This window comes from Pyrococcus yayanosii CH1 (assembly GCF_000215995.1).
Taxonomy (GTDB): domain Archaea; phylum Methanobacteriota_B; class Thermococci; order Thermococcales; family Thermococcaceae; genus Pyrococcus; species Pyrococcus yayanosii.
This window is the reverse complement of record NC_015680.1, coordinates 446,342-469,096: the sequence shown is the minus strand read 5'-3', so window position 1 is coordinate 469,096 and position 22,755 is coordinate 446,342. Positions and strand designations below refer to the sequence as shown.

Here is a 22,755-nt window from a genome sequence, read left to right as displayed (position 1 = left end):
TCGCAATAGTTGGTGTTATTCTGTTGACAATGCTTGAATTCTCAGAAGAAATGGGAGAAGAGAAATAAAAACGGCCATTAATGCCCAAAGTTATCCCTCGACCCTCTCAATCCCTATCTTCGCCTGGACTTCTGGCCACTCAACCACGTAGCCCTTTGCCTCGCCGAAGATTACTTCCACAGCTCTCGTCTCCTTCTTCACGTAGTTGAGGTTCTCGCTGAGCAGCTCGCGGTTCTCTTCGCTCGTCTCTATCGTAACAACTATCCTGTCGTTGACGTCGAGATCGAGCCTCTTCCTCATCTCCTGTATCCTGCGCACGAACTCCCTCGCGAGGCCCTCCGCTAAAAGCTCCCTCGTGAGTGTCTTGTCCACGAAGACCCTTCCGCCCTCGAAGTCCTCAGCAACGAAGAAGTCCGGCAGCTTCTCCTCTATGCTGAGGTGCTCCCTCGTGAGGTGGAAGGTCTTTCCTCCGATTTTCACGTCCATCTCGCCCCTCTCGTAGAGTTCCCTTCCGTGCTCGTTTATCCACGCTATTACGAGCCTGGCATCGCCCTTGAACTCGGGGCCAACTTTCGCGAAGTTCGGCTTGATGACGAGCTCCCTCTCAACCCTTCCTACAACAACTTCCTTGGCGTTGAGCTGGTCCTTCAAAATGCGGTTGAGCCTCTCGACGGCCTTTTTTACGGTCTCGTCCTCGGTCTCAATTATTATCCTCCTGACCGGATAACGGAGCTTTATCTTAGCCCTCTGTCTTGCTGAAGAGCCCGCCTCGACTATCCTCCTGACGTACTCCATCTCGCGCTCGAGCTCTTCATCAATGGCCTTCTCGTCCGCTTTAGGCCAGTCGAGCATGTGGACGCTCTCAACACCGATGAATGGCCTCAGTAGATTCTGGTATATCTCTTCAGCTATGTATGGCGTGAAGGGAGCCATGAGCCTCAGCAACACATCAAAGACCTTCCAGAGCGTGTAGTATGCCGCCAGCTTGTCCGGGTCGTCGCCCTCAACCCAGAGCCTCTTTCTTATGAGCCTGACGTACCACCTGCTCAAATCCTCAACTACGAAGTCGTATATTGCCCTAGTTGCCCTCGTGAGGTAGAAGGTCTCTATGCCGTTCTCGACTTTCGAGATTAGGCCGTTTACCCTGCTGAGTATCCATCTATCCTCTTCCCTGAACGGAAGCTCCTCCGGCTTAAGCTTTGTGGGGTCAAAGTTGTCGAGGCTCATATAAGTGGCTGAAAGCACATACACGTTCCAGAGTATGTTGAGCATCCTCTTGACCTGCGCCAATCCCTTCCAGCTGAAGCGCAGGTTCTCCCACGGGTTCGTCGCCCAGAGCATGTAGAACCTGAACGAGTCCCTGCCCTCTTTCTGAACGACATCCTCCGGCCTTATAATATTGCCAAGGCTCTTGCTCATCTTGTCGCCCTTCTCGTCGAGAACGTACCCGTGCATCGCCACTTTTCTATAGGGGACTGTGTCGAAGGCTATAACGCTGGCAGCCTGCTGGGAGTAGAACCATTTCGTAACTTGGTCTTCACCCTCGACTATGAAATCAGCCGGCCAAAGCTTCTCGAAAAGTTCCTTGTTCCTTGGATAGCCTAAGGAGGCCCAGCTGGCTATTCCGCTGTCGAACCAGACGTCAACGACGTCCTTGACGCGGCGCATCTCCTTGCCGTTGACCTTTATGATGAAGGCATCGACGTAGGGCCTGTGTAAATCCTCTGGGCCGAGCTTCTCTTCAATGACCTTGAGCTTCTCTTCGTAGCTTTCGGGAAGCTCTATCCTCTCTCCGTTAACCTCTATCGCGACGGCTAATTCAACGAGCTCCCTGAAGCTTCCAACGACGTATATCTCACCGTCATCGCTCTGCCATATAGGGAGCGGTATGCCCCAGTAGCGTTGCCTGCTTATGACCCAGTCGCCCGAATTGAGAACGCCATTGTCGTACCTAACCTTTACCCAGTCCGGATACCAGGTCACCTTCTCGTCGTTCTCCTTGATTATCTTCTCCTTAACTTTGCTGACCTTGAGGAACCACTGGTCTGTTGCCCTGAATATCAGCGGGGTCTTGCAACGCCAGCAGTGAGGATACTTGTGCTCTATCGTTCCAGCCTTCACGAGGTAGCCCTTGGCTTTGAGGTGTTCTATTATCTGCGGGTCAGCATCCTTGACGTAGATGCCCTTCCACTTGCCCTCCACGTATCGGCCCTGGTCGTCTACAGGGGAGTAAACGGGCAGGCCGTACCTCTGACTAACCTCGAAGTCCTCTTCACCGTGGCCTGGAGCGGTGTGAACGACACCTGTACCCTCCTCAAGCGTGACGTGCTCGCCGAGGATTACGCGATGGGCCCACTCATATTTCTCCCGAAACTCTTTTTGTCTCGGATACTCGTCGAGGAGAACGTGGACGTAGCGGAGACCTTCGAGCTCCTCGCCCTTGAACTCCTCCACTACCTCACCCTCAACGCCAACTTCCCCAAGAACCTTCTCGACAAGGGCCTTCGCGATTATCCAATACTCCTCGCCGCTTTCGGTCTTAACCCTAACCTTGGCGTAGTCGTATTCGGGGTGAACCGCAACCGCGAGGTTGGCCGGCAGAGTCCAAGGCGTGGTCGTCCAGATGAGGATGTACTCGTTCTCCTTCCCCTCAACCGGGAACTTAACGTATATACTCGGGTCCTTCCTCATCTTGTACTCGCCGCGAACCTCATGCTCGGCCAGGGCCGTCTCACACCTCGGACACCAGTGCAAAACTCTTTTGTCCTTCTCAAGGAGGCCCTTCTCCCAGGCCCTCTTGAGCGTGAACCATGCTGACTCAATGTACTCGTTCTTTATGGTCATGTAGGGGTTGTCCCAGTCCATCCAGATTCCGAGCATCTTGAACTGTTCCGTCATTATCCTCAGGTTGTTGAGGGCGAACTCCCTGCACTTCCTGATGAAGTTCTCGACACCTATCTTCTCCTCAATTTCCTTCTTGGTCTTAAGGCCAAGGGCCTGCTCGACCTTGACCTCTATTGGCAATCCATGCATGTCGAAGCCCGGCTGTCTTCTCACGTTGTAGCCCTGCATCGTCCTGAAGCGGATTATCATGTCCTTAATTATCTTGTTCCAAGCCGTTCCGAGGTGTATGGCACCGCTCACGTAGGGTGGCCCGTCGAGGAAGTAATACTTCGGACCGTTCGCCCTGCTTGCTTTCACTTTCCCGTATATGTCGTTCTCTTTCCAAAAGCGTTCGATTTTCTCTTCCAGCCTGTTCGCATCGTATTCTCTGAACTCGGGCTCCCTAATCATGGCAGAACCCTCCAGAAGCTTTCAGAATGACCGCTAACGGGGGATTTTACCTCAGGCCGATACGACAAAACCGAAGATAAATAAATCCCCCCTCATTGGCATCGGGCAAAATCGGGGAGAGGTGTTTATAAGGTTTTTGGATAACAATAGTAGTCTATTTATTCTCTCCTGACTCGCTCTTCCTCCGGCTCTCGTTCTCTATAACCTGGATTATGTAATCAATGAACTTCCTAACTTCCTCGAGCTCCTCCTCTGGAATGTCCTTTATCTTCCTGTTCTTGCTCTTGTAGGTGAGCAACTTGAGAAGTGCCAGCCTTCCGATGGCAGTCTTCGTGTTTATCTCACCGTTCTTCCAGTCGCGCCAGATGGCATTGGCTATGCCATAGAACTCAGGGATACTGTCAAGACCAGGATCTCCAACGTCTATGACCTCCTTGCCGAGATACTTGTAGCGCTTCTCCTTCTCCTCCTTTGAGAACTCCTTTATTTTTCCCTTGATGTATTCGTGCACCATCGGGCATCACCAACTAATCTTCCCGATGACATTTATTAACATTTCGTATCTAAACCTTCCGCCCACGTCAAGATTTATAACCCGGCCTGCCTCACTCAACCCGGTGGGTCATATGGACATTGAGAGGCTTATCCTCAAGCACGCGCTCATCAACGCATATCAGCACGGGGGAAGGGCGAACCCGAAGGCCGTCATCGGCAAGGTCCTTGGCGAGAACCCGGAGCTCAGGCCAAAGGCCAAGGAGATAATCCCCCTTGTCAACCGGATAGTCGAGCAGGTAAACGCACTCTCCCTTGAAGAGCAAGAGGCCAAGTTGAGGGAAATTTATCCGGAGTTCTTCAAGGCTAAGAAGGATAAGAGGGAGGAGAAGAAAGGTCTTCCTCCACTTCCGAAGGCCGAGAAAGGTAAAGTAGTAACACGGTTTGCACCAAACCCCGACGGCGCCTTCCACCTGGGTAATGCCCGCGCCGCAATTCTCAGCCACGAATACGCCCGCATGTACGACGGCAAGTTTATTCTCCGCTTCGACGACACTGACCCGAAGGTCAAGAGGCCGGAGCCTATCTTCTACGAGATGATCATCGAGGACCTCGAGTGGCTCGGCATAAACCCGGACGAAATCCACTACGCCAGCGATAGGCTAGAGATATACTATAGGTACGCAGAGGAGCTCATCAAGATGGGTAAGGCTTACGTCTGCACATGCCCACCGGAGGAGTTCCGCAGGCTGAGAGACGCCGGAAAGCCCTGCCCGCACAGGGATGAGCCCGTCGAGGTTCAGCTGGAGCGCTGGTATAAAATGCTCAATGGCGAGTACAAGGAGGGCGAAGCCGTAGTCAGGATAAAGACAGACCTAAACCACCCAAATCCCGCTGTGAGGGACTGGCCGGCTCTAAGGATAATTGATAACCCGAACCATCCGAGGACTGGTAACGAGTACAGGGTTTGGCCCCTCTATAATTTCGCCTCTGCCATAGACGACCACGAGCTCGGCATTACCCACATCTTCCGTGGTCAAGAACATGCAGAGAATGAGACGAGGCAGAGGTACATCTACGAGTACTTCGGTTGGGAGTACCCGGTTACGGTTCATCACGGCCGCCTCTCCATAGAGGGCGTGATACTGAGCAAGTCCAAGACGAGGAAGGGAATCGAGGAGGGCAAGTACCTCGGCTGGGACGACCCAAGGCTCGGAACTATAAGGGCCCTTAGGAGGCGGGGCATAAGGCCGGAGGCGATAAGGGAGCTCATAATTGGGGTGGGTCTCAAGAAGAGCGACGCGACGGTTAGCTGGGACAACCTCGCGGCCATAAACAGGAAGCTCGTGGACCCGGTCGCGAACCGCTACTTCTTCGTCGCCGACCCGATTCCGATGTACATCGAGGGCTACGATGAAGAATTCATTGCCGAGATACCCCTCCACCCGGACCACCCCGAGCGCGGAAAGAGGAGGCTCGTCTTCAGGCCCGGGAAGCCCGTCTACGTCTCCCGTGATGACCTGAATCTCATCAAGCCCGGCAATTTCGTCCGCTTGAAGGACCTCTTCAACGTCGAGATACTGGAGGCATCGGAGGAAGGGATTGAGGCTAAGTTCCATAGCGTTGACTACGAGGTTGCAAGGGAGAAAGGGTGGCGCATGATTCACTGGGTCACGGATGGGAAACCCTGCAAGGTGTTTGTGCCACAAGGGGATGAGCTCCTCGTGAGAAGGGGCCTGCTGGAAGCCGATGCGGCCGTTAATGTTGATGAAGTCGTCCAGTTCGAGCGCTTCGGCTTCGTCAGGATAGATGATGTAACTCCAAAGGAAGTCGTGGCAATATTCGCCCACAAGTGAACTCTTTTCCCCAAGTATTTTTTCATACATTGTTTGACAGATCTTTTTTGAACAGTTCAAAGGCCATCGTGCATCGTGGGTAAGGTATATAAGTCTTCAACTTTGTATGTATCACTTGAGGTGAACATTGATGAAAAAGGGGGCAGGACTGCTCGTAGTTCTCCTGCTCTTCTTGAGCCTCGTTCCGATGACAGACGTCGTCAGTGCAATGTATGGCACTAAGATCATCGACGGCGACCTAAGTGATTGGACGCCCTCCGATATCGTGGCGGTAGGTGTAGACAATGGCCAGGCAGGAGCCAATCTCGACAGACTTTACGTCGCGTGGGACGACCAGTACCTTTACATAGCTATCAAAACTAACAACACTGAGAGCTGGGGCATCGTCTACGGCATAGGAATAGACGTCGACCCAGGAACAGGGAGCGGATATACCTTCTACGACCAGGATGGCAATCCTTCAACTACGGAGGACATGTGGTGGAGAAACATTGCTTTCGGTAGCGGATATGCGATTGACTATGAAATATACTTCTGGTACGATGCCGAAAACGATAGGATTGGTGGTGGGAGCTTTGGAACGTGGACTGGTAGCGGATGGGAAACGACCGACGTTAACAACGTACTCCAGTACGCCCAGACTAGCGGAAGCGGTCTTCAAGTTCTTGAAATGGCAATTCCATGGAGCGCCCTTGGAGGGAAACCAAACAAAATCGCCATAATCTCATGGATTTCCGGTGGCAACGGTGGAGACTCTGCCGTAGACACCCTCCCAATTGACCCAGCAATTGATTACAACAACATTGGTAGCGAGTGGACAGACGGGGATACCCTTACTAACCTTGCAGAACTCTACGTTGGAACTAAAACCATCGACGGAGACCTCAGTGACTGGACGCCCAACGAGAGAATTTCTTCCGCGGACAGCGGACTGGCTGGAGCTGAGATAAAGGCCTTATATGTCTCCTGGGATAGTGAATACCTCTACATTGCCATCGAGACGGGCAACACCCAGAGCTGGGACGTAGCTTACGGAGTGGGTATAGACGTCGACCCAGGAACAGGGAGCGGATACACAGGAGGAGATAACCCCTCTGACGCTTGGGGAAGGAAGATAGGATTCGGAAATGGATACGCCGTTGATTACGAGATTTACTTCTGGTGGGGCTGGAACACCGGCATGGGAGCTGACAACTTCATAAGGTGGACCGGCAACGGCTGGGACTATAAGAGCTTGGCCGAGATCGGGGCCACCTTTGCCTACACAGGCGACACCTCTACCGGCCTCCAGACCCTTGAGATAGCAATCCCGTGGAGCGCGCTCGGAGGTAAGCAGTCCAGCTTCGCTATCATCACATGGGTTGCCGGTGGAGATGGAAGTAGTGCCGTTGACTCCGCACCTGTTGACACCGGCATCGACTACACGAACATCAATGGTGAGTGGACCGACAGCGACATCTTTACGAATCTGGCTACCTTTGAGTGGTTCCTCATGCCCGACCTGACGGTCACGGTGAGCGGACCTGCCGCCGTAGGGGTCGGTAAGGAGGCTGAGTTTACAGTCAGGGTTAAGAACGAGGGATCCCTGCCAGTCACAGGGGCGTCCGTTAAGCTCTACATAAATGAGGAGCTCCACGCCGAATGGAGGGTAGACCTAGGCCCCGGTGAGGAAACGTCCCTTACTACCATCTGGACGCCCGAGGTAGAGGGCACCTACACCTTGAGGGCCATCGTCGATGAGGACAATCTCATAGCTGAGGCCAACGAAAACAACAACGAATTCGTAATGACAGTGAACGTAGTGTGGGTGGGCACGGTAAATGTGGACGGAGATCCAGGCGATTGGCCAACGATTACCGTCGAACCTAACTCTTACACGCTCAAGGATGGCGTCTTCTTCTGGAACGACTCGGTAGGAGACCAGAGGCATAGCAAGGATCTTTACCTCCCGGGTGAGACATCGTCCCATGCCGACCTTGTCGGAGTGGGTGTCACGAAGGACGATAGGTATGTGTACTTCCTCTTCAGGTTTGCCGATATGAGCAACATCAAAATCGGGGATAACGGAGCTACGTTCATAGCCGTTCCAATCGATTACAAGGAGGGCGGTGCCGACTGGTTCGCTGGTGAGATGGACACCAAGACCGTCATCCTATGGGACATTCAAATGGTCGTGAACCTAGGTGGAACTGAGTATTCAGGACAGGTGCAGGCCATAGCTCCGGCAGGCGAAAGCAAGACTTCCCTGCTGTATTTCGTCGATGCTAAAGGTGACATCATTCCAGTTGAAGACGCACTTATAGGTGTTGACCTCACCAAGAACACCGTTGAAGTCAGGATACCGCTAAGCATCTTCGAAGGTGCGAAGGAGTTCAGCTTCCAAGTCGCCACCGCTTTCAGCTACGGTCCAGCTGTTTGGAACTTTGGCGACCCATTCGCCAATGACGAGAAGACAGACATCGTGGACACGATATCGACCGAGGACACTGTGCAGGAGCTCGCAGACAACGTTCCCCACTTCTATGTGAAGATCAAGATGAACTCGATAGTCGAATATGCGGAGGTAGTGGATTATAGGGTTATAGAAGAGCTCATGAGGCAGAAGCAGGAGGAAATGCGCAGAATTCAGTATATGAACGCCTTTGTGAACGTAGCGAAGTTCTACGGAATCAGGAGCTTTCAGAGGGACTACGCCAGATATAGGGAGCTAGTTGAGATGCTATCCTCCAAGCCCCTACCAGATGAAGTCAGGGGGAAGCTCCGCGAGTACGAATTCGAGGTTCAAGAGCTCCTGAACCTCTACAACTACGGAAAGGAGAGGATAGAGAAGAATTACCTCGCCTTCGGAGCCGCCCTCAAGATATACCGGGCCTATATCAGGCTCAGGAGCATAGTCAGAGACCTCGAGGAGATCATGAATATGATCGAGAGCGGTGAGCTGGAGTGGCAGAAGGAAATGGAGCGTCTCAGGCAAAACCTCACCAAGGAAATTGACGGAGATATCAGCGACTGGAAAGTCAAGCCGGTAGTTGAGGACACCACGGGCTTTGGCCAGGACGGTGCAAACCTTAAGGCCTTATACGTTGACTACGACGAGAACTTCCTCTACATAGCACTCACCACCGAGAACAAGGCTTCCTGGAGGGTTGCATATGGTATATCGTTAGACTTCAAGGAGGGCGGATACACGGCTGGCCAGGACGCTTGGAGCAGGAGTATAAGCTTTGACAGAGGCATAGACGCTCAGCTGTACTTCTTCTGGAACGGTGAATTCTTCGGTGACCCGGGAACGAGCACCATAACCAGCGCCCAGCTCGCGCTCTGGAACGGAACGGCCTGGGTCTACAATGATCTTGACTCGGTGGCATTCTATGCCTACACCGGAGGATCAGAGAACGGCCTGCAGGTCATTGAGATAGCGATTCCGTGGAAGGTCCTCGGAGGAAAACCCACGGAGATATACATTGTCGCCTACGTGACCGGCCAGGGAGCCGGAGACTCTGCTGTTGACGCTCTCCCAGATCAGTCAGCCCTCCACGACAACGAGCCCGGCAACGAATGGACTGATGAAGACTTCTTCACGGAGTTCGCGAGAGTCGTGATAAGGTAATTCTCCCCTTTTTCTCTATACTTTTTTAGCGAAGGTTTCGAAAAATGATTGAAAGCCAAGACTGGAGCCACCTAACCCCCGGTAGCGGATCATCCAATAAGGAGCCTGAAGATTAAGAAAAGGCCAAGGACGGCTAGGGTCAGCACAAAGGTAACGCTTATCGCCTCTTCTGCCTTCAGCCTGTACTGTGCCAGGATAGCATTGGCGGCTATAGCCGGCGGCATCGAGGCTTCGACGAGAACAGAGTAGAAGACCTTGGGGTCAGCATTCCTCAGCGTTAGAAAGACGAAGGTGAAGGGAATCGCTATCCTGAAGGCGGCCACCTCTAGAAGTCGCCTGACGTGCAGAGCTCTCAGGCTTATCCTAGAGCCGAAGTAGACGAGTATCAGCGGGATGCTCCACCACCCTACGGCCTTGATGGTGTCGAGAACCGCGGCCGGCAACCTCACGCCTCCCAGCACCAAGAAAATTGCAAGGAGGTTCGCTAAGGTTGGGGGAAAGCGGAGAGCCCTAAAGAAGCTCCTCTTCAGAGAGGCTCCACCAGTAGAGTAGTGAGCCGCTATGAAGGTCACTATGGGAAGCACGATAAGCGAGTTGGTCGTCGAGTAGAGGATGGCAGGAGTTATGTCGTCGAGAAAAAGGCTCACCACAGGAAAACCTAGGGCAGCCGTGTTCGGATAAGCGGAAAGCGCCATAAGAGCTCCTGCCCACTCCTTATCCTTTAAAAAGAGGCGACCATAGAGGTAGGAGAGGCCCAGGCTCATCCCTATCACTAAAAAGACGTAGAGGAAGACGAGCTTGATACTCAAAAGGTATTCCAGATCCTTGCTCGCAACGTTTCCGAATACGAAGAAGGCGAGAAGGATCTGGTTGGTAACGAACCGGAGGGCATCGAAGAATTTCTCTTCCCTTACTATCCTCCTGAGCCCATACCCCAATAAGATGAGCCCAAGCATCTCTAGGATATCCATGGGTGAAGCTGCAGTTTAAGCGTTAAAACGATTTTGGTTCAGGGGACGGACCTTGTATTCTTCCCTGCTTATAAAAGCTTTATCGGCCTTGGTCATTCAACTTGGGAAATTTATAAAGTGGAAAACAATATGCGCGAAAATCGAAAAGAAAAGTTTAAAAACCAAACTATTAAAGTTTTAGACAAGAAAAAGCAATTTCGGAGGGATTAAAGATGCTTACCCGTGACTTCGCTGGCACGATTCGGAATACCTCATGGGGGATAAACCCGTTAGAAGTTATCCACTCTTCATGGAGCACCATAATGGCTATGAACGATGAGAGGGGCAAACCCCATCTAGTCGGAAGGATAAAGCTTAGGCATCGAACCGTGGTCGACCTCAACCTATGGCCTGTTCTTTATGAAAAGGAACAGAAATTTACATTCAAAGATGGAGATGAGGTGTTCTTCATAATCCCCTTTGATGTTAGCGAAGGTGTAGAAGGAGTATACCTCCGGCTGATCGAGGTCTTGGGTGAGATGAAATGAAGCGGAAAACCAAGGAGGTAACTATAGACGTCCCCTTAGATTCCGTTCGAAAAGTTCTCTCTGACCCAGCTCAGTTTATAATGAACTGGCCATACGTTGTCCGGGTAAGCACTAAGAATGGAATCACCGCTGAGATATCCCTCCCGAGATTCCTGTTCAAGTTCAACGACATATATAGATTTGCCTTCCATGAGGATAGAACAACCTTCATATATGATGGTTCAGGTAAGAAAAGCGATATCATCGTTACAGTAACGCTAAAGAAGTGGCAAAGAAACGTATCCGGCGAGATAGAGGTTGCCTACCATGGTAGGGGGGAGTTTTTCTTAGGGAAAACCCTTGAGCTTTTGGCCGAGGGCATAGCGAAGAGCCTTAAAGAACTGGCCAAGAGCTATTCCCCGCCAGAATACGTTACCTCAAGTGATGTTATCCTCCAGGTAGACTTCGCCGATCCGATGAGCGTTGCGAACTTCCTAGCCAAGGCAAAGATGATTCACAGCGGGCTCCACATGATAGAAAACAGAAAGTTCTTCGACGTCCTGATGGAGCTCAAGAAAACTGTCAGCGCCAGGATAATTTATATTTCTGGCATAACTCCGGACGGAAACAAGGCGTTTAAGGTTCTCATAAAGGATAGTCAAATACTCGCCCTTGAGCACCGCGACGGGGTCACGGCCGAAACAATAAAAGTGGACGATGAAGAAACCGCAAGGAAGGTCTTTGAGATTTTGTCGCGAATTGAGGGAACTTATATGATTAACATCTGGGTGCCTGTTGGAGGTGAGTGAAATGATAAGGAACATGAACAGCTATCCTCTCTACGATGATGGGGAGCATAAGGTTTACTGGCTCGGTATTGAGGAGGCCGAGGACGAAAAGGGCATCTTAACCAACCAGTACCTTGTGATTGACGGAAACGAGGCCGCTTTAATAGAGCCCGGTGGGTTCTTCGTCTTTTCACGCGTTCTCAAAAACGTTTCCTCACTGATTCCACCTGCACAGATTAAGTACCTCCTATATTCTCATCAAGACCCGGATGTTGTCGCCGGCTTGAACCTCTGGTTTGAATACGCACCCCTTGCAAAGATTGTCATCTCGGAGCTGTGGGTCCGCTTTATACCTCATTTAGCGGTCCTAAATGGGGGTAGGGTTATAGGAATCCCCGACAAGGGAATGGACATCAAGCTCGGCAGCTCGGTGATAAGGGCAATCCCAAGCCATTACCTTCACAGCCCAGGGAATTTCAGTTTTTACGACGAGAAGAGCGGTGTTCTATTCAGCTCTGACATAGGCGCGGCGGCCTTTCCTCAAGGCGAGTGGTACCTCTTTGTGGAGGATTTCAAAAGCCATACAAAGCTCATGGAAGGATTCCACAGACGTTATATGGGTTCCACCAAGGCGTTAAGGGCGTGGGTTCGCTCGGTCAGAAAGTTGAATCCAAAGGCCATAGCTCCACAACATGGGGCAATATTCAGGGACAAGAACGTTGGCAAATTTCTCGACTGGCTCGAAAGCCTGGAAGTTGGAATAGAAGTCTTTGAGAAAGAATTCTACGACGAGTAATTTCTTTTTTCCACAATTTAGCTTTTAAAAGGCTAAATTCTCGAAGAGCTCCAGACAGATGCGACACTTCATGGGATCAAGCTCGGGATCTATCTTTGAGTGGAAGGAGCATACGTAGCCCCTGCCGAGCATTTCCAGGGACACCTGAACAAGCCCCAAGTGGATCTCGTACTCGCTTGGCCTTCTGGAGATTATCTCATCAGCTAGCACCTTAAGCTTCTCATCGATGTCGGGGAATTTTGTCACGTCTATAAGGGCACCCCGATCCATCTTCAGGTATCGGGAGACTGCTGACTGGGTTATATGGAGCAACCCTGCTATCTCCGTCTGTTTAAGGCCTTTCTCACGGAGTATCTCCACGAGTCTCCTTCTAAGCGATGGATAAACGTAGCGAGCCACAATCTCAAAGGCGTTGGTTCTCATGGTTGGGCCATATGACAAGTGGAATATATAAGGGTTTTGGAAGGCCTCTGGTTGATTTATGCCCAGAAAGCTCCCGGTAGAGAGCATTTTATGACATGTGTCATGTAAACCCAAACTTATCCGAGCATATTGTAATTTTATTTGGAAAATAACTAAACATTTAGTATTAATTATTTGAAATTTTATATCAAAGTAGTCTAACTTTTAAATGCAAAGCACATACTTTAAGTTAAGAAACCGAAATTCTTTTATAAACGGGCCGGCATATCCAAATTCGAAATATATGACACGTGTCATATGGAGGGAGTGGAGATGCTGTGCAACCAGTGTTCGATGAGCTTGAAGGGAGGATGTACCGTCAGGGGCGTGTGCGGAAAGGATCCAGATCTGAACTCGCTTCAGGAGGCCCTGCTCTACGGGATAAAAGGAACGGCCGCCTACTACTACCACGCCCTTGAGGTCGGCTACGACGACCCGAGGATAGGCCACTTTTTAGCTGAGGCCCTCTACTCGACGCTGACCAACGTCAACTTCGACAAGAACCGCTTCCTTGAGTTGATACTTGAAACCGGGAGAATTCACCTTGAGGCTATGAAGCTCCTCGATAAGGCCTACGTTGAGACCTTTGGAAGGCCCGAGCCGGTTGAAGTCCCAACCGGAACCGCGGAGGGGCATGGCATCCTCGTCACCGGCCACAGCTACAAAGCCCTTTACGAGCTTCTCAGGCAGATCGAGGAGATGGGCCTCGATGAGGAGATAAAGGTCTACACACACGCCGAGATGTTCCCGGCCCACGCGTATCCAGAGCTTAGGAAGTTCAAGGCCCTCTACGGCAACTGGGGTGGCAGCTGGCTCTACCAGAGGAGAGAGTTCGCGGAGTTTCCAGGCGTCATTCTGGGCACAAGCAACTGTGTCCAGCAGCCAACCAAGGCTTACGCCGACAGAATCTTCACCGTTGGGATAGCGGGCCTTGAAGGTGTGCCGCACATAAGGGACTACGACTTCGAGCCACTGATAAAGAGGGCTCTGGAGACGCCTAAGATGGAGCGCAGGGAGGGCGGAAAGCTTCTCACGGGCTTCCACCACACCAACGTTTTGGCGATGAAGGACAAACTGATAGAGCTAATCCAGGAGGGCAAGATAAGGCATATCTTTGTCGTCGGCGGCTGTGACACGCCAAGTCCAAAGATGAGCTACTACGAGAGACTCACCGCACTGATTCCAAGGGATGCACTGATACTCTCTGCAGCATGTGGCAAGTTCCGCTACAACGCGAGGGACTACGGCACCATCGAGGGAATCCCGCGCTTCCTCGACTTCGGCCAGTGCAACAACGTTTATTCCATAATCGAGATTGCCCTTACGCTGGCAAAAGAGCTTGGCACCGATGTGAACTCTTTGCCTGTCAGCATAGTCCTGAGCTGGATGGAGCAGAAGGCCATAGCGATACTCTACTCGCTCCTCTATCTAGGGATTAAGGGCATTTACATCGGTCCTAAGTCACCGGAGTTCCTGACTCCTAATGTGTTTGAGATCCTCAAGAGGCAGTTTGACCTAAGGCTCATTGGTGATCCTGAGAAGGATCTAAGGGATATGCTAAGCAAGGGAATAAGCGTGGAGGAGAGTTCACCCCTCGCGGAGGAGCTGGGTTAAGCCAGCTCTTCTTTTCTCTTTGATTTGTTGGTGTTTGAGTTCTTGGATTTGATTCTGTTGGCCTTCTGGTGGTTCTTAGATTGTCATGTTTTGGTAGTTGTAACCTTTCTCTCTTGTAATGCAGTAATCTGATTTTAATTGCCGTTGCTTTGTTAATACTTCAAATAGTAAATTTTATAAGGTTTGGATTTATTATCCTGGTGAACAATATTGGAGGTGAACTCATGGGTTGGAGGAGGCTTCTTGCTCTGGCCTTGGTGGTACTCTTCTTGGGAATGACCCTCAGTAGTGCCAGCGCCACTGCCAGCTTTGTTAACGCGACGGTGAACAGTACAGTAACGGTTCCGCCGGAGTTCAGTCCTGAGAGGAAACCAGGAGGCGAGGTTCAGCCGCAGTTTGGGGGTGCTACTGTTGTAGTACAGCCTTTCCTTGAGGTTTTTGTTCCGGGCGTAGGGTGGATTGTAGCAGTAGGAAGTATCATCGCGGCAATCGCGAAGTACGTTTATTCAAAACCGGTTAGAGAATTTACTGAAGCTTTCGTGAGCGAGATTCCTGACAGGATTTCGTACAATGGTTGGGAACTTGCGAAGGGCGTTAGGATGAAGTAGAAGAATTTGAGAGAGAGTACAAGGACTTCTATGCATTTTACAGTGGCGGATATCATCCAAGTTGTGAAGCGGGACCCGGTGATAATCAAGCAGTATGGAGCTCGGCACATTATCAGGCGACACATAACTCAAGAAATCCCTGGAGGGACTCCATGGGAAGTTAATTCAGCAAGAGAATTGTTGGACATCATTAAACAAGTTATAGAGAATCCCGATATTGAAGAATGCAAACCATGGAAGGATACGCACAGAGCTGTCCTCATAAAAACATAAATGGGAAATGGTACACAGTGGTGATAGAAAGGGTTAGATACTGGTGGGAGGTTGTTACTGCATTTCCAAGGGACGCTCCTCCCCTTTGATTTTTATTTTTAACCCCAACTAAATTTTAAAGGGGGTGTAGTATGCATGGAATGCTCTCTAACGTGGGACGAGCTCATCCCTGCGGATGGGCCCCTCTGGAAAGCCCTTATCGTTCCTCCCGGACACTACAGGATAATGCTTGGCCCGGTGAATGTGTTCTCGAGGGTCCACAGCTTGAAGTTGATACTCGCCATAGATGGCCTTGCTAAAAGTACCATCTACCTTCTCTCCAGTGACTTTGAAGGGATGGAGCTTGAGGATGAGCCTGATTACACCACACTTATAAGCTCCTGCAGAGCCTTTAACGGCTTTTTCCTGCTAACTCTCGGACTACCAGAGGACTTTGGAGTACTGATGAAGAGGGAGGGCGATAAAGTCACCCTCTGTTACCCTGATGATTTCAACCTCTTGCTCCCCACGTATTCCATCAGAAAAGTGGAGCTCCCTGCGAGGGAGCTTGGGTTGTGCATGAAAAGTGCGGCACTCAACGCGCTCGGGAGGCTTGATGATAGGATTCCGGAGGGTTTAAGGGACGAATACCTGGAATGGAAGAGGAGGATTATGGAATATATTTCAGCATCTAAATATTGGGGGCTGTACCGGATAGTTACGGCATTCCCACCATCTTCAGGGAGATACTCACAGGAGGTGATTTCAATCTTTGCTTTTTCCTTCTTCCCCCAGGATGGAGACAGGGGATTCCCCATGCTGGTGCTCGGAGATAGGCCGGTTTTCATCAGCGAAACCCCAGTGACGCTGGATGAATTCATGAGCTCCCTAAAGGCGCTCCAATCAATGGATGCTTTCCCGAAAAAGCTCTGGGACCTGAAGATAAGGGTCGAAGGTGAATGGGTTTGCCTAACCCTCCGGAGTGGTAGGGAAGTACAGGTCACCCGTAAAAAAACTCGTCGAGATAATCCGGACTTCCATCCAGAACCTAAAAGCGGTTCTCAACAATAAACCTGTGCGGATGGAGTGGCTCAGGTTTAAGCTAAAGCCGCCTTCAACTGAAGTGCTTGAGATGTTCGGTGAACCTGAGGACGTTATGGACGAATACGAAGTTCAAGTTTACGGGAGCACGTACATACTGGAGGCGTTCGTTAATCTCGAGGGGTACGTTAAGGAGCTTAAACTTCTCAAGGCTTTCGTGGCGGACGGCAAACTGCCCGCAGAGGAGTGGCGGGTAAAGCGGAACGTTGATGGCGAAATCAAGAGGCTGTCTTCCAAAAGGGCAGAAAAGCCGGAGGATAGGGGCCTTCTCCGCGAACTGGCGGGCCTTAAAAAGCTCTCAGCAGGAGCGGCTCCTCCCTTCGTTCGCTTTACCCTTTCAACCTACGACCCCTTTGAAGTTCTCTACGCGGCAAAATTAGAGAAGGACTTTTTGCTGGCATTCGTCCTGTATTCCGGTATGGCCGTCAAAGTCCCAAAGAATGTCCTCCTAAGGGCCATTGATGAGGCCATCAAAGATACAGAAAAGGAACTCGAAAGGATAAAGCTGCCTAAGAGGTGAACTTCGTGTCTTTCTCCTTTGTTTTCTTCGGCTTTGAGGAGGCGCTCCGGGGGGAGGTGCCTGTGGATATCCAACCATCGCTATCAAACACGGGGAGAAAACCATACTCCTGGGCGATTGCTTTACTAAGGACGCGGTTGGTGACGTTATTGAGGCAATAGCATTCGCCACTAACTCTTGTAAGGGCGTTAAAGAGCTGTACCTCAGGAGAGGAAAGTGGTGGACCTTTCGTGGGGACTCGGCCCACTGTCAGGATAACAAAAACAAGATTATCCTAACTCTTGGGACGTATGAACCGATGTCCTGCCTGGTTATAAGAAAACATAGAGGTACGTTAGAAATCGAAGTGCACGAGGAGGATTTACCCAAAACCAAAATAACTTTGGCAACGTCAGAGTTCGTTTCATCTGCTCTGGACTTTGTTCGTTCTTTTCTAAAGGAGTTTCCGGATGAGGAATTAATGAGGGAGCTTGAAATTGTAGAGGAAATGGCGAGGAGAAAGGGCATGCTTCCCCCTGGGGGAAAGTTAAATGCGGGAAAGAGAAGTTTCCAATGGTTTACGCTGTTGTAAGCCATGGGAGGGAAATATTCAGCGGGCTCATCGAGCCTGTAGCCTTTGCAGGAGACCTGATAAACCTCCTGAAGTTCAGCCGGGGCAATTTTGAAGGCATGAGCATTCAAGGTATGTCGGTGGCATATGTTGACTGGTTCAATGAAAGTTTATCTCTACTCAGGGCGATTGACCAAAGGTCGACTGAGGGAAGCTTCATCCTCCTCACGTTTAGAAGTGAGTACCCAAAGCCGGTTTTAGTTTTTAAAAAGGGCGAGGAAGTTCTCCTTGTGAGCTCATACACAAAAATCGTGGTAAAAATAGGCATGGATGAGCTTTTTGAGGCAGTAAAACGCGCGGTTGTGGAGATTATTAAACACATAAGCCAATGGGACGGCACTCTCTTGGGTGGATGGACCGGGAGGGAAGCGGCTTCAATGCTCGCAGGGGAACTCAAAGATGTTCGTGAAGCGGACGTGCCTGGCGTATCCGGGGGAGGTAGTCTTAATGCCGGTTAAGTTCTTGGTTGATCTCACTCTCGAAGAGTTGGAGGAATCCGAGGGGTTTGGGGCTTGGGTTATTATAGAGGTGAATGGAAAGCGGATTGTGTGGGTCGCCTGCTATATTGTGCAGGCGCTGTCGGCAATCCTCGCTACAGTAACCTTTGCAGTCTCGTCATGTGATGAAATCCCCTACGTGCTTGAAAAGTTCGAGGAGGAAGGGGGGTGGGTGATTAGGAGGAACTGCAGGGGCGGGAAGCTCGAGGTGGGTTTCGGCACTTACGAGCCTGTCTCTCCCGTGGTGTTCAGGAAGGAGGGCGATTACCTGCTCATTGAAGCCTTCGAGGATGGACGATTTATTGGTAGGGAGAGGGTTGAAGTCAGGGAGTACGTGAAAGCCGCCCTGGAATTCCTTGAGGAGTGCCTGAAGGGAACCAGGGACAGTACAAGGACGTGCTCGAGGGTTGATGCTGTGAAATGCTTGATACTGAAGTTACATTTTTCTCTTTATGAGACAGGGGGGAGTGGTATGGGAACCACGTATTATGTTGTCGCCGTGTTTGATAAGCCTTGGGGAGAAGTGCTCGAGAAGCTCTCGCGCGAGTTCAGGTACACCCGCGAACTCGCGTACCAGCAGGGGGACAGGAAAAAGCACCTGCGGTTCCTGTTTGACGTGAGAGGCTTTAATCTGGTCGCAGTGGGGGAGGCGCATTACACTCTCAGAACCACTGAGCAGAGCACTGTTGACTGGTTCGAGGTCGAGACGTACTCAAAAGAAAACATGACACTCATCCAGATTGAAACCCGGTTAAGCGCGTGGATGTTCGTCCTGAGCCCTGAACTTATGAAGTTCCTCAGAAAGCTGATGAAAGCTGGGGCGGTTCTCATCTGTGGTTACACGGACGACCTGGACTTCAGGAAAGCGGGCTTTGAAGAGAATAACCAGTGCCTCCTGTACGAATGGTTGGTCGAGACCGTAAAACGGGGGAAGCTTGAAGTCCTTCCCTCTAGCATTACTATTGTGAAGAGAGAACTCTTAGACTTGGAGGATGGTCTCTACGAGCTGATTGAAGACCCAAGCGTGAGGAGAAGGAGTACGTGCTGGTGAAGAGTCTGAACAATAATAAGATACTTGTTACAGTATTTGAAGAGCATTTGAGGGACGAAGAATGCTACCAAGACTTACTCGAGGACAAAGCATGGTTCAGTCTGCACATAACTGCAACGGTTTTCAAGCGTATTGGAAAGAAAATTGAAAACTAATTCCTAACCAAAAGGGCCGAGGAATACTTTAAAGCTCAAACAGGGGCTGAACCATATTGAGCGAGCAGCGGCCTCGCCAAAGTCTAAAAGTCTAGTGGCTTTAAGAATTAACAAAAATAATCCATCATAGGTTGAAATTACTGAAAAAACAAAATAACTTCAATAGGAAACTCTTTGAACTGGGCTATCTACCTCTTTCCAACTCTTTCAGTTCCTCCATCATTTCCCTAAACTTCTCGTCTCCCATCCCAATGAGCTCCTTCGCCTGCTTCAACGTAATCGTCCTCGCGAGGGTCTTCCTCATCTCGGGATTCTCAAGGGGGAGAATCCGTACTTCACAAGTATCTTCAGAGATTCGGGATAGGCCTTCAGGAGTTTGGCCACGTTGGTTTCCTCCGTTATCTCGTCCAGCTTATCGTCGCACTCCCTGATTTCCATCCTAAGCTCCATGGAGTCCTCGGTCTTCATAATCCTGAGCACGAATGCCCCGCCAACTTCTTTCAGTTCAACCCGATAACCTGCCTCCTCAAGTCTCCCCAGCATGTCAACGAAGGGCTTGTCTTCTATAACTTCAAGAGTCTCCCCCACCTGGAGCTTTTCGAGGGAGTTGGATTATCATGACCGCCGGCTGGGGAGGCTGTAATCCACGAACGTCAGCATAATTTTTCATCACCGCTCCCTTCTATGACGTGCGACATATAAAAATTGTTGGGCAAATCTGCCCAGAAAAGCTTAAAAGTGTCTAATATGACACCTGTCATGAAAGAAGGTGATAAAGATGACTGAGTTGCTGAACAATCGCGAATACAAGAAGGAGCAACTGAAGAAGCTCCTCCTTAGAATTCACGAGGGTGAAGATGTCAACAAACTCAAGGAAGAGTTCCGCCAGGTTTTAAGCGGCATTTCGCCCCTTGAGATTCCCATCATAGAGCAGGAGCTCGTTAAGGAAGGAATTTCGGCCAAGGATATAGCCAAGATGTGCGACCTGCACGTCGAGCTGTTCAGGGAAGCGGTTGCTGGGACGGAAGAGGTTGAGGAGAAAGACCTTCCGGACGGGCACCCGCTCAAGACGCTCTACCTCGAAAACAAGGAGATAATGAAGGACGCCGAGATGCTCAACCTCTACGCGAGGACTTTGGCGACTACCAAAGATGAGCGCATGAAAGCTGAAATCCTCGGTGTCCTGGAGGAGATAGTGGGCAACCTCAGAAAGGTCGGCTTCACCCACTACAACAGGGAGGAGATGCTCACCTTCCCCTACATTGAGCGCAGGGGTTTGACTGCCATAGCGACGGTTCTCTGGACGAAGCACGACGAAATCAGGTTCATGGTAAAGAGGCTTGCTGAACTCTTAAGGAAAAAGGATGAGATGCCCTGGGAAGAGTTCGTTGAGCGCTTTAAGGAGAAAGCCAGCGAGGTTTCCTTTGCGCTGAGCGATATGGTCTTCAGGGAGAACAACATACTCTACCCAACGCTCAAAGCGTTGCTAAGCGAGGGCGAGTGGAAGGCAATAAGGATGCAGGAGGATGAGATCGGCTATTACAAGGTCAACCCACCCGCCTGGGATCCCGGTGAGGACGTTAAACCGCTCCATCCATGGGAAATCAACCCTGAACTGAGCGTTGAGGAACTTTTGAACCTTCCAAAGGAAGTTCAGCAGGCCCTGAAAGGCCGTCCTCTGGAGTTTGACAAAAGTCAGCTGAAGCGCGAGGGCGACATCGACCTCGGAACTGGCTTTCTCAGCATCGAGGAACTTAAGGCGATATTTGAGGCCCTTCCGGTTGATGTGACCTTCATCGATAAGGACGACCGCGTTCGCTTTTTCTCTCCGGGCGAGAGAATATTCACTAGAACTCTCTCGGTCCTCGGAAGGCCGGTCCAGCTCTGCCACCCGCCGAAGAGCGTCCCCATCGTAAACAAGATTCTAAAGGCCTTCAAGGAGGGCAGGAAGAGCGAAGCAACCTTCTGGCTCAGGATTGGGGAGAGATACGTTTACATAAAATACGTGCCTCTCTTTGACAAGGAGGGCAACTATCTGGGAACCCTCGAAATAACAATGGACATCGAGCCCTACAGGAAGATTAAGGGAGAGAAGAGACTGCTGGACTGGAGGGACTGAGATGAAGGTTGTGAGGGTTGAAGAGGCCGAGAGGGTTGAAAATCCTCACGGAGTGGATGTGAGAAAGCTGATAGATGAGAAAAGTGCCCAGATATTTTACATAACCCTGAAGCCGGGAGAGAGTCTGAAGAGACACACAACGCCAGTTGATGCGTTCATCTACGTCCTTAAGGGCAGGGGCATCGTGGAGGTCGGTGATGAAAGGGCAGAGGTTAAGAAGGGGACTGCCATATACCTACCCAAGGGAGTGCCGCACGCGGTCTCCAACGGAGGGAGCCTCGACATGGCATTCCTCGTTATCAAGGTGGTGTGAAAGATGAGGGGTGACCCCGAGGTATTTCGAAAACGTGTGGAGCGCTTTCAGGAGCTCCTCAGGGAGAACGGGATTGACGGTGCGGTCATAAGGACACTCTCCAGCTTCATATACTTCACCGGAACCAAGTGGCTCAGGCCGAGCCTCCTCATCCCGGCAGAGGGAGAGCCAGTGGTTTACGTCGTCAAGGGTGAAGAAGAGCTTTTCCGGGAGAAGAGCTGGATCGAAAACGTCGTGGAGTTCCAGCGCGTTGAGGATCTCATGGCGGGTATAGTAACGTGGATACACGGGAACGGAATGACGAGAGTAGGCCTTGAGTTTGGCATCGAAAGGGACGCCTACCTGATATTCCTCAAGATATTCGAGCGCCTCAATCCCACCGTGGAAATAGTTGACATCCTTGACCTCACCATGAGGCTGAGGGTGATAAAGGACGAGTGGGAGCTTGAAAACATCAGGAGGGCCGGGAAAATCGCGATAAAGGGCATGAAGGTCGCTGAAGAAGTCATAAGACCCGGAATCAGCGAACTGGAGATAGCCGCGGAAGTTACTAGGGAGCTCATGCTCAACGGCAGTGAAAACCCGAAGGTCTACGTTTCCGTAACCCCCAGAGCGCATGCAGAACCCTTCCGCGATTTGAAGGTCCCCGAGAACGGCGTCGTTACCGTGGTCATCGGGGCGGACTGGAACCACTACTACGCCAACATGGCGAGAACCTTCATCGTCGGAGAGCCGGGGCGAAGGGTCAGAAGGGCCATCGAAGTCAAGGAAGAGGCATACAGGATTGCGCTTGAGGAGACGAGGGTTGGCATCCCGCTCTCAGCAGTCGAGAAGAAAATAGTGGCCCTTGTCAGGAAAAGGGGGTTCGGCGACTTCTATCTGGCTGGATACACGCACGGTGTCGGTCTTCTCATTGAGGAGCCGCCGATAGCGACAATCGTCGTCCCGCAGAGGGCCCAGAAGGTTCAGGAGAATATGGTCCTGGCCATAATACACCCACCCCTTATGTTGCCTGAGGGGGCGATAAAGAGAGAGGACACATATGTAGTAAAGAAGGACAAGCTAGAGCCAGTGACGGCGTGAGAATATTTTTGGCCTTTACGTTTTTCACCCAAAAAGGGATTGCGAAAAATAAATGTG

Annotated in this window: 21 protein-coding genes; 16 read left to right on the top strand and 5 right to left on the bottom strand. The window is 50.9% G+C overall.

Annotated features, from left to right (window positions below):
• Window positions 1–90 precede the first annotated feature (90 nt).
• A complete protein-coding gene (gene ileS, locus PYCH_RS02750) occupies window positions 91–3,294 on the bottom strand; it encodes an isoleucine--tRNA ligase (protein WP_013905304.1) in 3,204 nt (1,067 codons plus the stop codon).
• 154 nt (window positions 3,295–3,448) lie between these two features.
• Window positions 3,449–3,808, bottom strand: a complete 360-nt coding sequence (locus PYCH_RS02745) for a hypothetical protein (RefSeq protein ID WP_013905303.1) — start codon at window positions 3,806–3,808, stop codon at window positions 3,449–3,451.
• 112 nt (window positions 3,809–3,920) lie between these two features.
• On the opposite strand from PYCH_RS02745, the gene PYCH_RS02740 reads away from it, so the two are divergent.
• Both PYCH_RS02740 and PYCH_RS02735 read left to right on the top strand, forming a co-directional pair.
• A complete protein-coding gene (locus tag PYCH_RS02740; RefSeq protein WP_013905302.1) occupies window positions 3,921–5,642 on the top strand; it encodes a glutamate--tRNA ligase in 1,722 nt (573 codons plus the stop codon).
• A gap of 130 nt (window positions 5,643–5,772) precedes the next feature.
• Window positions 5,773–9,252 (top strand): CARDB domain-containing protein, encoded by a 3,480-nt coding sequence (locus tag PYCH_RS02735; RefSeq protein WP_013905301.1) that lies wholly within the window; start codon window positions 5,773–5,775, stop codon window positions 9,250–9,252.
• Window positions 9,253–9,341: 89 nt separating this feature from the next.
• Here PYCH_RS02735 and PYCH_RS02730 read toward each other — a convergent pair whose 3' ends face one another.
• Window positions 9,342–10,223: an AEC family transporter gene (locus tag PYCH_RS02730; RefSeq protein WP_013905300.1), complete on the bottom strand. Its 882-nt coding sequence runs from the start codon at window positions 10,221–10,223 to the stop codon at window positions 9,342–9,344.
• A gap of 212 nt (window positions 10,224–10,435) precedes the next feature.
• Here PYCH_RS02730 and PYCH_RS02725 point away from each other — a divergent pair, with 212 nt between their 5' ends.
• The 3 genes from PYCH_RS02725 to PYCH_RS02715 are packed head-to-tail and all read left to right on the top strand — an operon-like array spanning window position 10,436 to window position 12,313.
• Window positions 10,436–10,750: a hypothetical protein gene (locus tag PYCH_RS02725; protein ID WP_048058173.1), complete on the top strand. Its 315-nt coding sequence runs from the start codon at window positions 10,436–10,438 to the stop codon at window positions 10,748–10,750.
• Window positions 10,747–11,538 (top strand): hypothetical protein, encoded by a 792-nt coding sequence (locus PYCH_RS02720; protein ID WP_013905298.1) that lies wholly within the window; start codon window positions 10,747–10,749, stop codon window positions 11,536–11,538. Before PYCH_RS02725 ends, PYCH_RS02720 begins: the two co-directional genes overlap by 4 nt.
• 1 nt (window position 11,539) lies before the next feature.
• Window positions 11,540–12,313 carry an oxygen-binding di-iron domain-containing protein gene (locus PYCH_RS02715; RefSeq protein ID WP_013905297.1) on the top strand — a complete coding sequence of 258 codons (774 nt, stop codon included), beginning with the start codon at window positions 11,540–11,542 and terminating at the stop codon, window positions 12,311–12,313.
• Window positions 12,314–12,337: 24 nt separating this feature from the next.
• Here PYCH_RS02715 and PYCH_RS02710 read toward each other — a convergent pair whose 3' ends face one another.
• Window positions 12,338–12,736: a transcriptional regulator gene (locus tag PYCH_RS02710; RefSeq protein ID WP_013905296.1), complete on the bottom strand. Its 399-nt coding sequence runs from the start codon at window positions 12,734–12,736 to the stop codon at window positions 12,338–12,340.
• Window positions 12,737–13,048: 312 nt separating this feature from the next.
• On the opposite strand from PYCH_RS02710, the gene hcp reads away from it, so the two are divergent.
• The 8 genes from hcp (at window position 13,049) to PYCH_RS10090 (ending at window position 19,183) form a co-directional block, all read left to right on the top strand.
• Window positions 13,049–14,389 (top strand): hydroxylamine reductase, encoded by a 1,341-nt coding sequence (gene hcp, locus PYCH_RS02705; RefSeq protein ID WP_148236182.1) that lies wholly within the window; start codon window positions 13,049–13,051, stop codon window positions 14,387–14,389.
• A 224-nt stretch (window positions 14,390–14,613) separates the two neighbouring features.
• Window positions 14,614–14,997: a hypothetical protein gene (locus tag PYCH_RS02700; protein WP_013905294.1), complete on the top strand. Its 384-nt coding sequence runs from the start codon at window positions 14,614–14,616 to the stop codon at window positions 14,995–14,997.
• Window positions 14,998–15,534: 537 nt separating this feature from the next.
• Window positions 15,535–16,320 carry a hypothetical protein gene (locus PYCH_RS10115; RefSeq protein WP_237698686.1) on the top strand — a complete coding sequence of 262 codons (786 nt, stop codon included), beginning with the start codon at window positions 15,535–15,537 and terminating at the stop codon, window positions 16,318–16,320.
• A gap of 10 nt (window positions 16,321–16,330) precedes the next feature.
• Window positions 16,331–16,870 carry a hypothetical protein gene (locus PYCH_RS10110; protein ID WP_013905291.1) on the top strand — a complete coding sequence of 180 codons (540 nt, stop codon included), beginning with the start codon at window positions 16,331–16,333 and terminating at the stop codon, window positions 16,868–16,870.
• 346 nt (window positions 16,871–17,216) lie between these two features.
• Window positions 17,217–17,441, top strand: coding sequence for a hypothetical protein (locus tag PYCH_RS10105; RefSeq protein ID WP_013905290.1), 225 nt, complete (start codon window positions 17,217–17,219; stop codon window positions 17,439–17,441).
• Window positions 17,423–17,938, top strand: a complete 516-nt coding sequence (locus tag PYCH_RS10100) for a hypothetical protein (protein ID WP_013905289.1) — start codon at window positions 17,423–17,425, stop codon at window positions 17,936–17,938. Before PYCH_RS10105 ends, PYCH_RS10100 begins: the two co-directional genes overlap by 19 nt.
• Complete coding sequence (locus tag PYCH_RS10095) at window positions 17,928–19,028, top strand: hypothetical protein (RefSeq protein ID WP_237698685.1); 1,101 nt, start codon at window positions 17,928–17,930, stop codon at window positions 19,026–19,028. Before PYCH_RS10100 ends, PYCH_RS10095 begins: the two co-directional genes overlap by 11 nt.
• A complete protein-coding gene (locus PYCH_RS10090) occupies window positions 19,019–19,183 on the top strand; it encodes a hypothetical protein (protein WP_237698684.1) in 165 nt (54 codons plus the stop codon). The genes PYCH_RS10095 and PYCH_RS10090 overlap by 10 nt, the downstream gene beginning before the upstream one ends.
• Window positions 19,184–19,483: 300 nt before the next feature.
• Here PYCH_RS10090 and PYCH_RS10085 read toward each other — a convergent pair whose 3' ends face one another.
• The gene (locus PYCH_RS10085) at window positions 19,484–19,771 is read right to left on the bottom strand and encodes a DUF1858 domain-containing protein (RefSeq protein WP_013905287.1); all 288 of its coding nucleotides are present in this window, start codon (window positions 19,769–19,771) and stop codon (window positions 19,484–19,486) included.
• Window positions 19,772–19,961: 190 nt separating this feature from the next.
• Between PYCH_RS10085 and PYCH_RS02670 the strand changes: the two genes are divergently transcribed.
• From PYCH_RS02670 to PYCH_RS02660, 3 genes are read left to right on the top strand one after another with little or no spacing between them, the layout of a single operon-like run.
• Window positions 19,962–21,302: a DUF438 domain-containing protein gene (locus PYCH_RS02670; protein WP_013905286.1), complete on the top strand. Its 1,341-nt coding sequence runs from the start codon at window positions 19,962–19,964 to the stop codon at window positions 21,300–21,302.
• Window position 21,303: 1 nt separating this feature from the next.
• The gene (locus PYCH_RS02665) at window positions 21,304–21,615 is read left to right on the top strand and encodes a cupin domain-containing protein (protein WP_013905285.1); all 312 of its coding nucleotides are present in this window, start codon (window positions 21,304–21,306) and stop codon (window positions 21,613–21,615) included.
• A gap of 3 nt (window positions 21,616–21,618) precedes the next feature.
• Window positions 21,619–22,698, top strand: coding sequence for a M24 family metallopeptidase (locus PYCH_RS02660; protein ID WP_013905284.1), 1,080 nt, complete (start codon window positions 21,619–21,621; stop codon window positions 22,696–22,698).
• Window positions 22,699–22,755: the final 57 nt, after the last annotated feature.

Excerpts from the sequence above, each read along its gene's own strand:
- PYCH_RS10100 (WP_013905289.1), top strand. The coding sequence starts at position 17,423 with ATGGTTTACGCTGTTGTAAGCCATGGGAGGGAAATATTCAGCGGGCTC.
- PYCH_RS02725 (WP_048058173.1), top strand. The coding sequence starts at position 10,436 with ATGCTTACCCGTGACTTCGCTGGCACGATTCGGAATACCTCATGGGGG.
- PYCH_RS02710 (WP_013905296.1), bottom strand. The coding sequence starts at position 12,736 with ATGAGAACCAACGCCTTTGAGATTGTGGCTCGCTACGTTTATCCATCG.
- PYCH_RS02715 (WP_013905297.1), top strand. The coding sequence starts at position 11,540 with ATGATAAGGAACATGAACAGCTATCCTCTCTACGATGATGGGGAGCAT.
- PYCH_RS02735 (WP_013905301.1), top strand. The coding sequence starts at position 5,773 with ATGAAAAAGGGGGCAGGACTGCTCGTAGTTCTCCTGCTCTTCTTGAGC.
- PYCH_RS02740 (WP_013905302.1), top strand. The coding sequence starts at position 3,921 with ATGGACATTGAGAGGCTTATCCTCAAGCACGCGCTCATCAACGCATAT.
- PYCH_RS10095 (WP_237698685.1), top strand. The coding sequence starts at position 17,928 with ATGCCGGTTAAGTTCTTGGTTGATCTCACTCTCGAAGAGTTGGAGGAA.
- PYCH_RS02745 (WP_013905303.1), bottom strand. The coding sequence starts at position 3,808 with ATGGTGCACGAATACATCAAGGGAAAAATAAAGGAGTTCTCAAAGGAG.
- ileS (WP_013905304.1), bottom strand. The coding sequence starts at position 3,294 with ATGATTAGGGAGCCCGAGTTCAGAGAATACGATGCGAACAGGCTGGAA.
- PYCH_RS02670 (WP_013905286.1), top strand. The coding sequence starts at position 19,962 with ATGACTGAGTTGCTGAACAATCGCGAATACAAGAAGGAGCAACTGAAG.
- PYCH_RS02720 (WP_013905298.1), top strand. The coding sequence starts at position 10,747 with ATGAAGCGGAAAACCAAGGAGGTAACTATAGACGTCCCCTTAGATTCC.
- PYCH_RS10110 (WP_013905291.1), top strand. The coding sequence starts at position 16,331 with ATGGAGTGGCTCAGGTTTAAGCTAAAGCCGCCTTCAACTGAAGTGCTT.
- PYCH_RS02730 (WP_013905300.1), bottom strand. The coding sequence starts at position 10,223 with ATGGATATCCTAGAGATGCTTGGGCTCATCTTATTGGGGTATGGGCTC.
- PYCH_RS02660 (WP_013905284.1), top strand. The coding sequence starts at position 21,619 with ATGAGGGGTGACCCCGAGGTATTTCGAAAACGTGTGGAGCGCTTTCAG.
- hcp (WP_148236182.1), top strand. The coding sequence starts at position 13,049 with ATGCTGTGCAACCAGTGTTCGATGAGCTTGAAGGGAGGATGTACCGTC.
- PYCH_RS02700 (WP_013905294.1), top strand. The coding sequence starts at position 14,614 with ATGGGTTGGAGGAGGCTTCTTGCTCTGGCCTTGGTGGTACTCTTCTTG.
- PYCH_RS02665 (WP_013905285.1), top strand. The coding sequence starts at position 21,304 with ATGAAGGTTGTGAGGGTTGAAGAGGCCGAGAGGGTTGAAAATCCTCAC.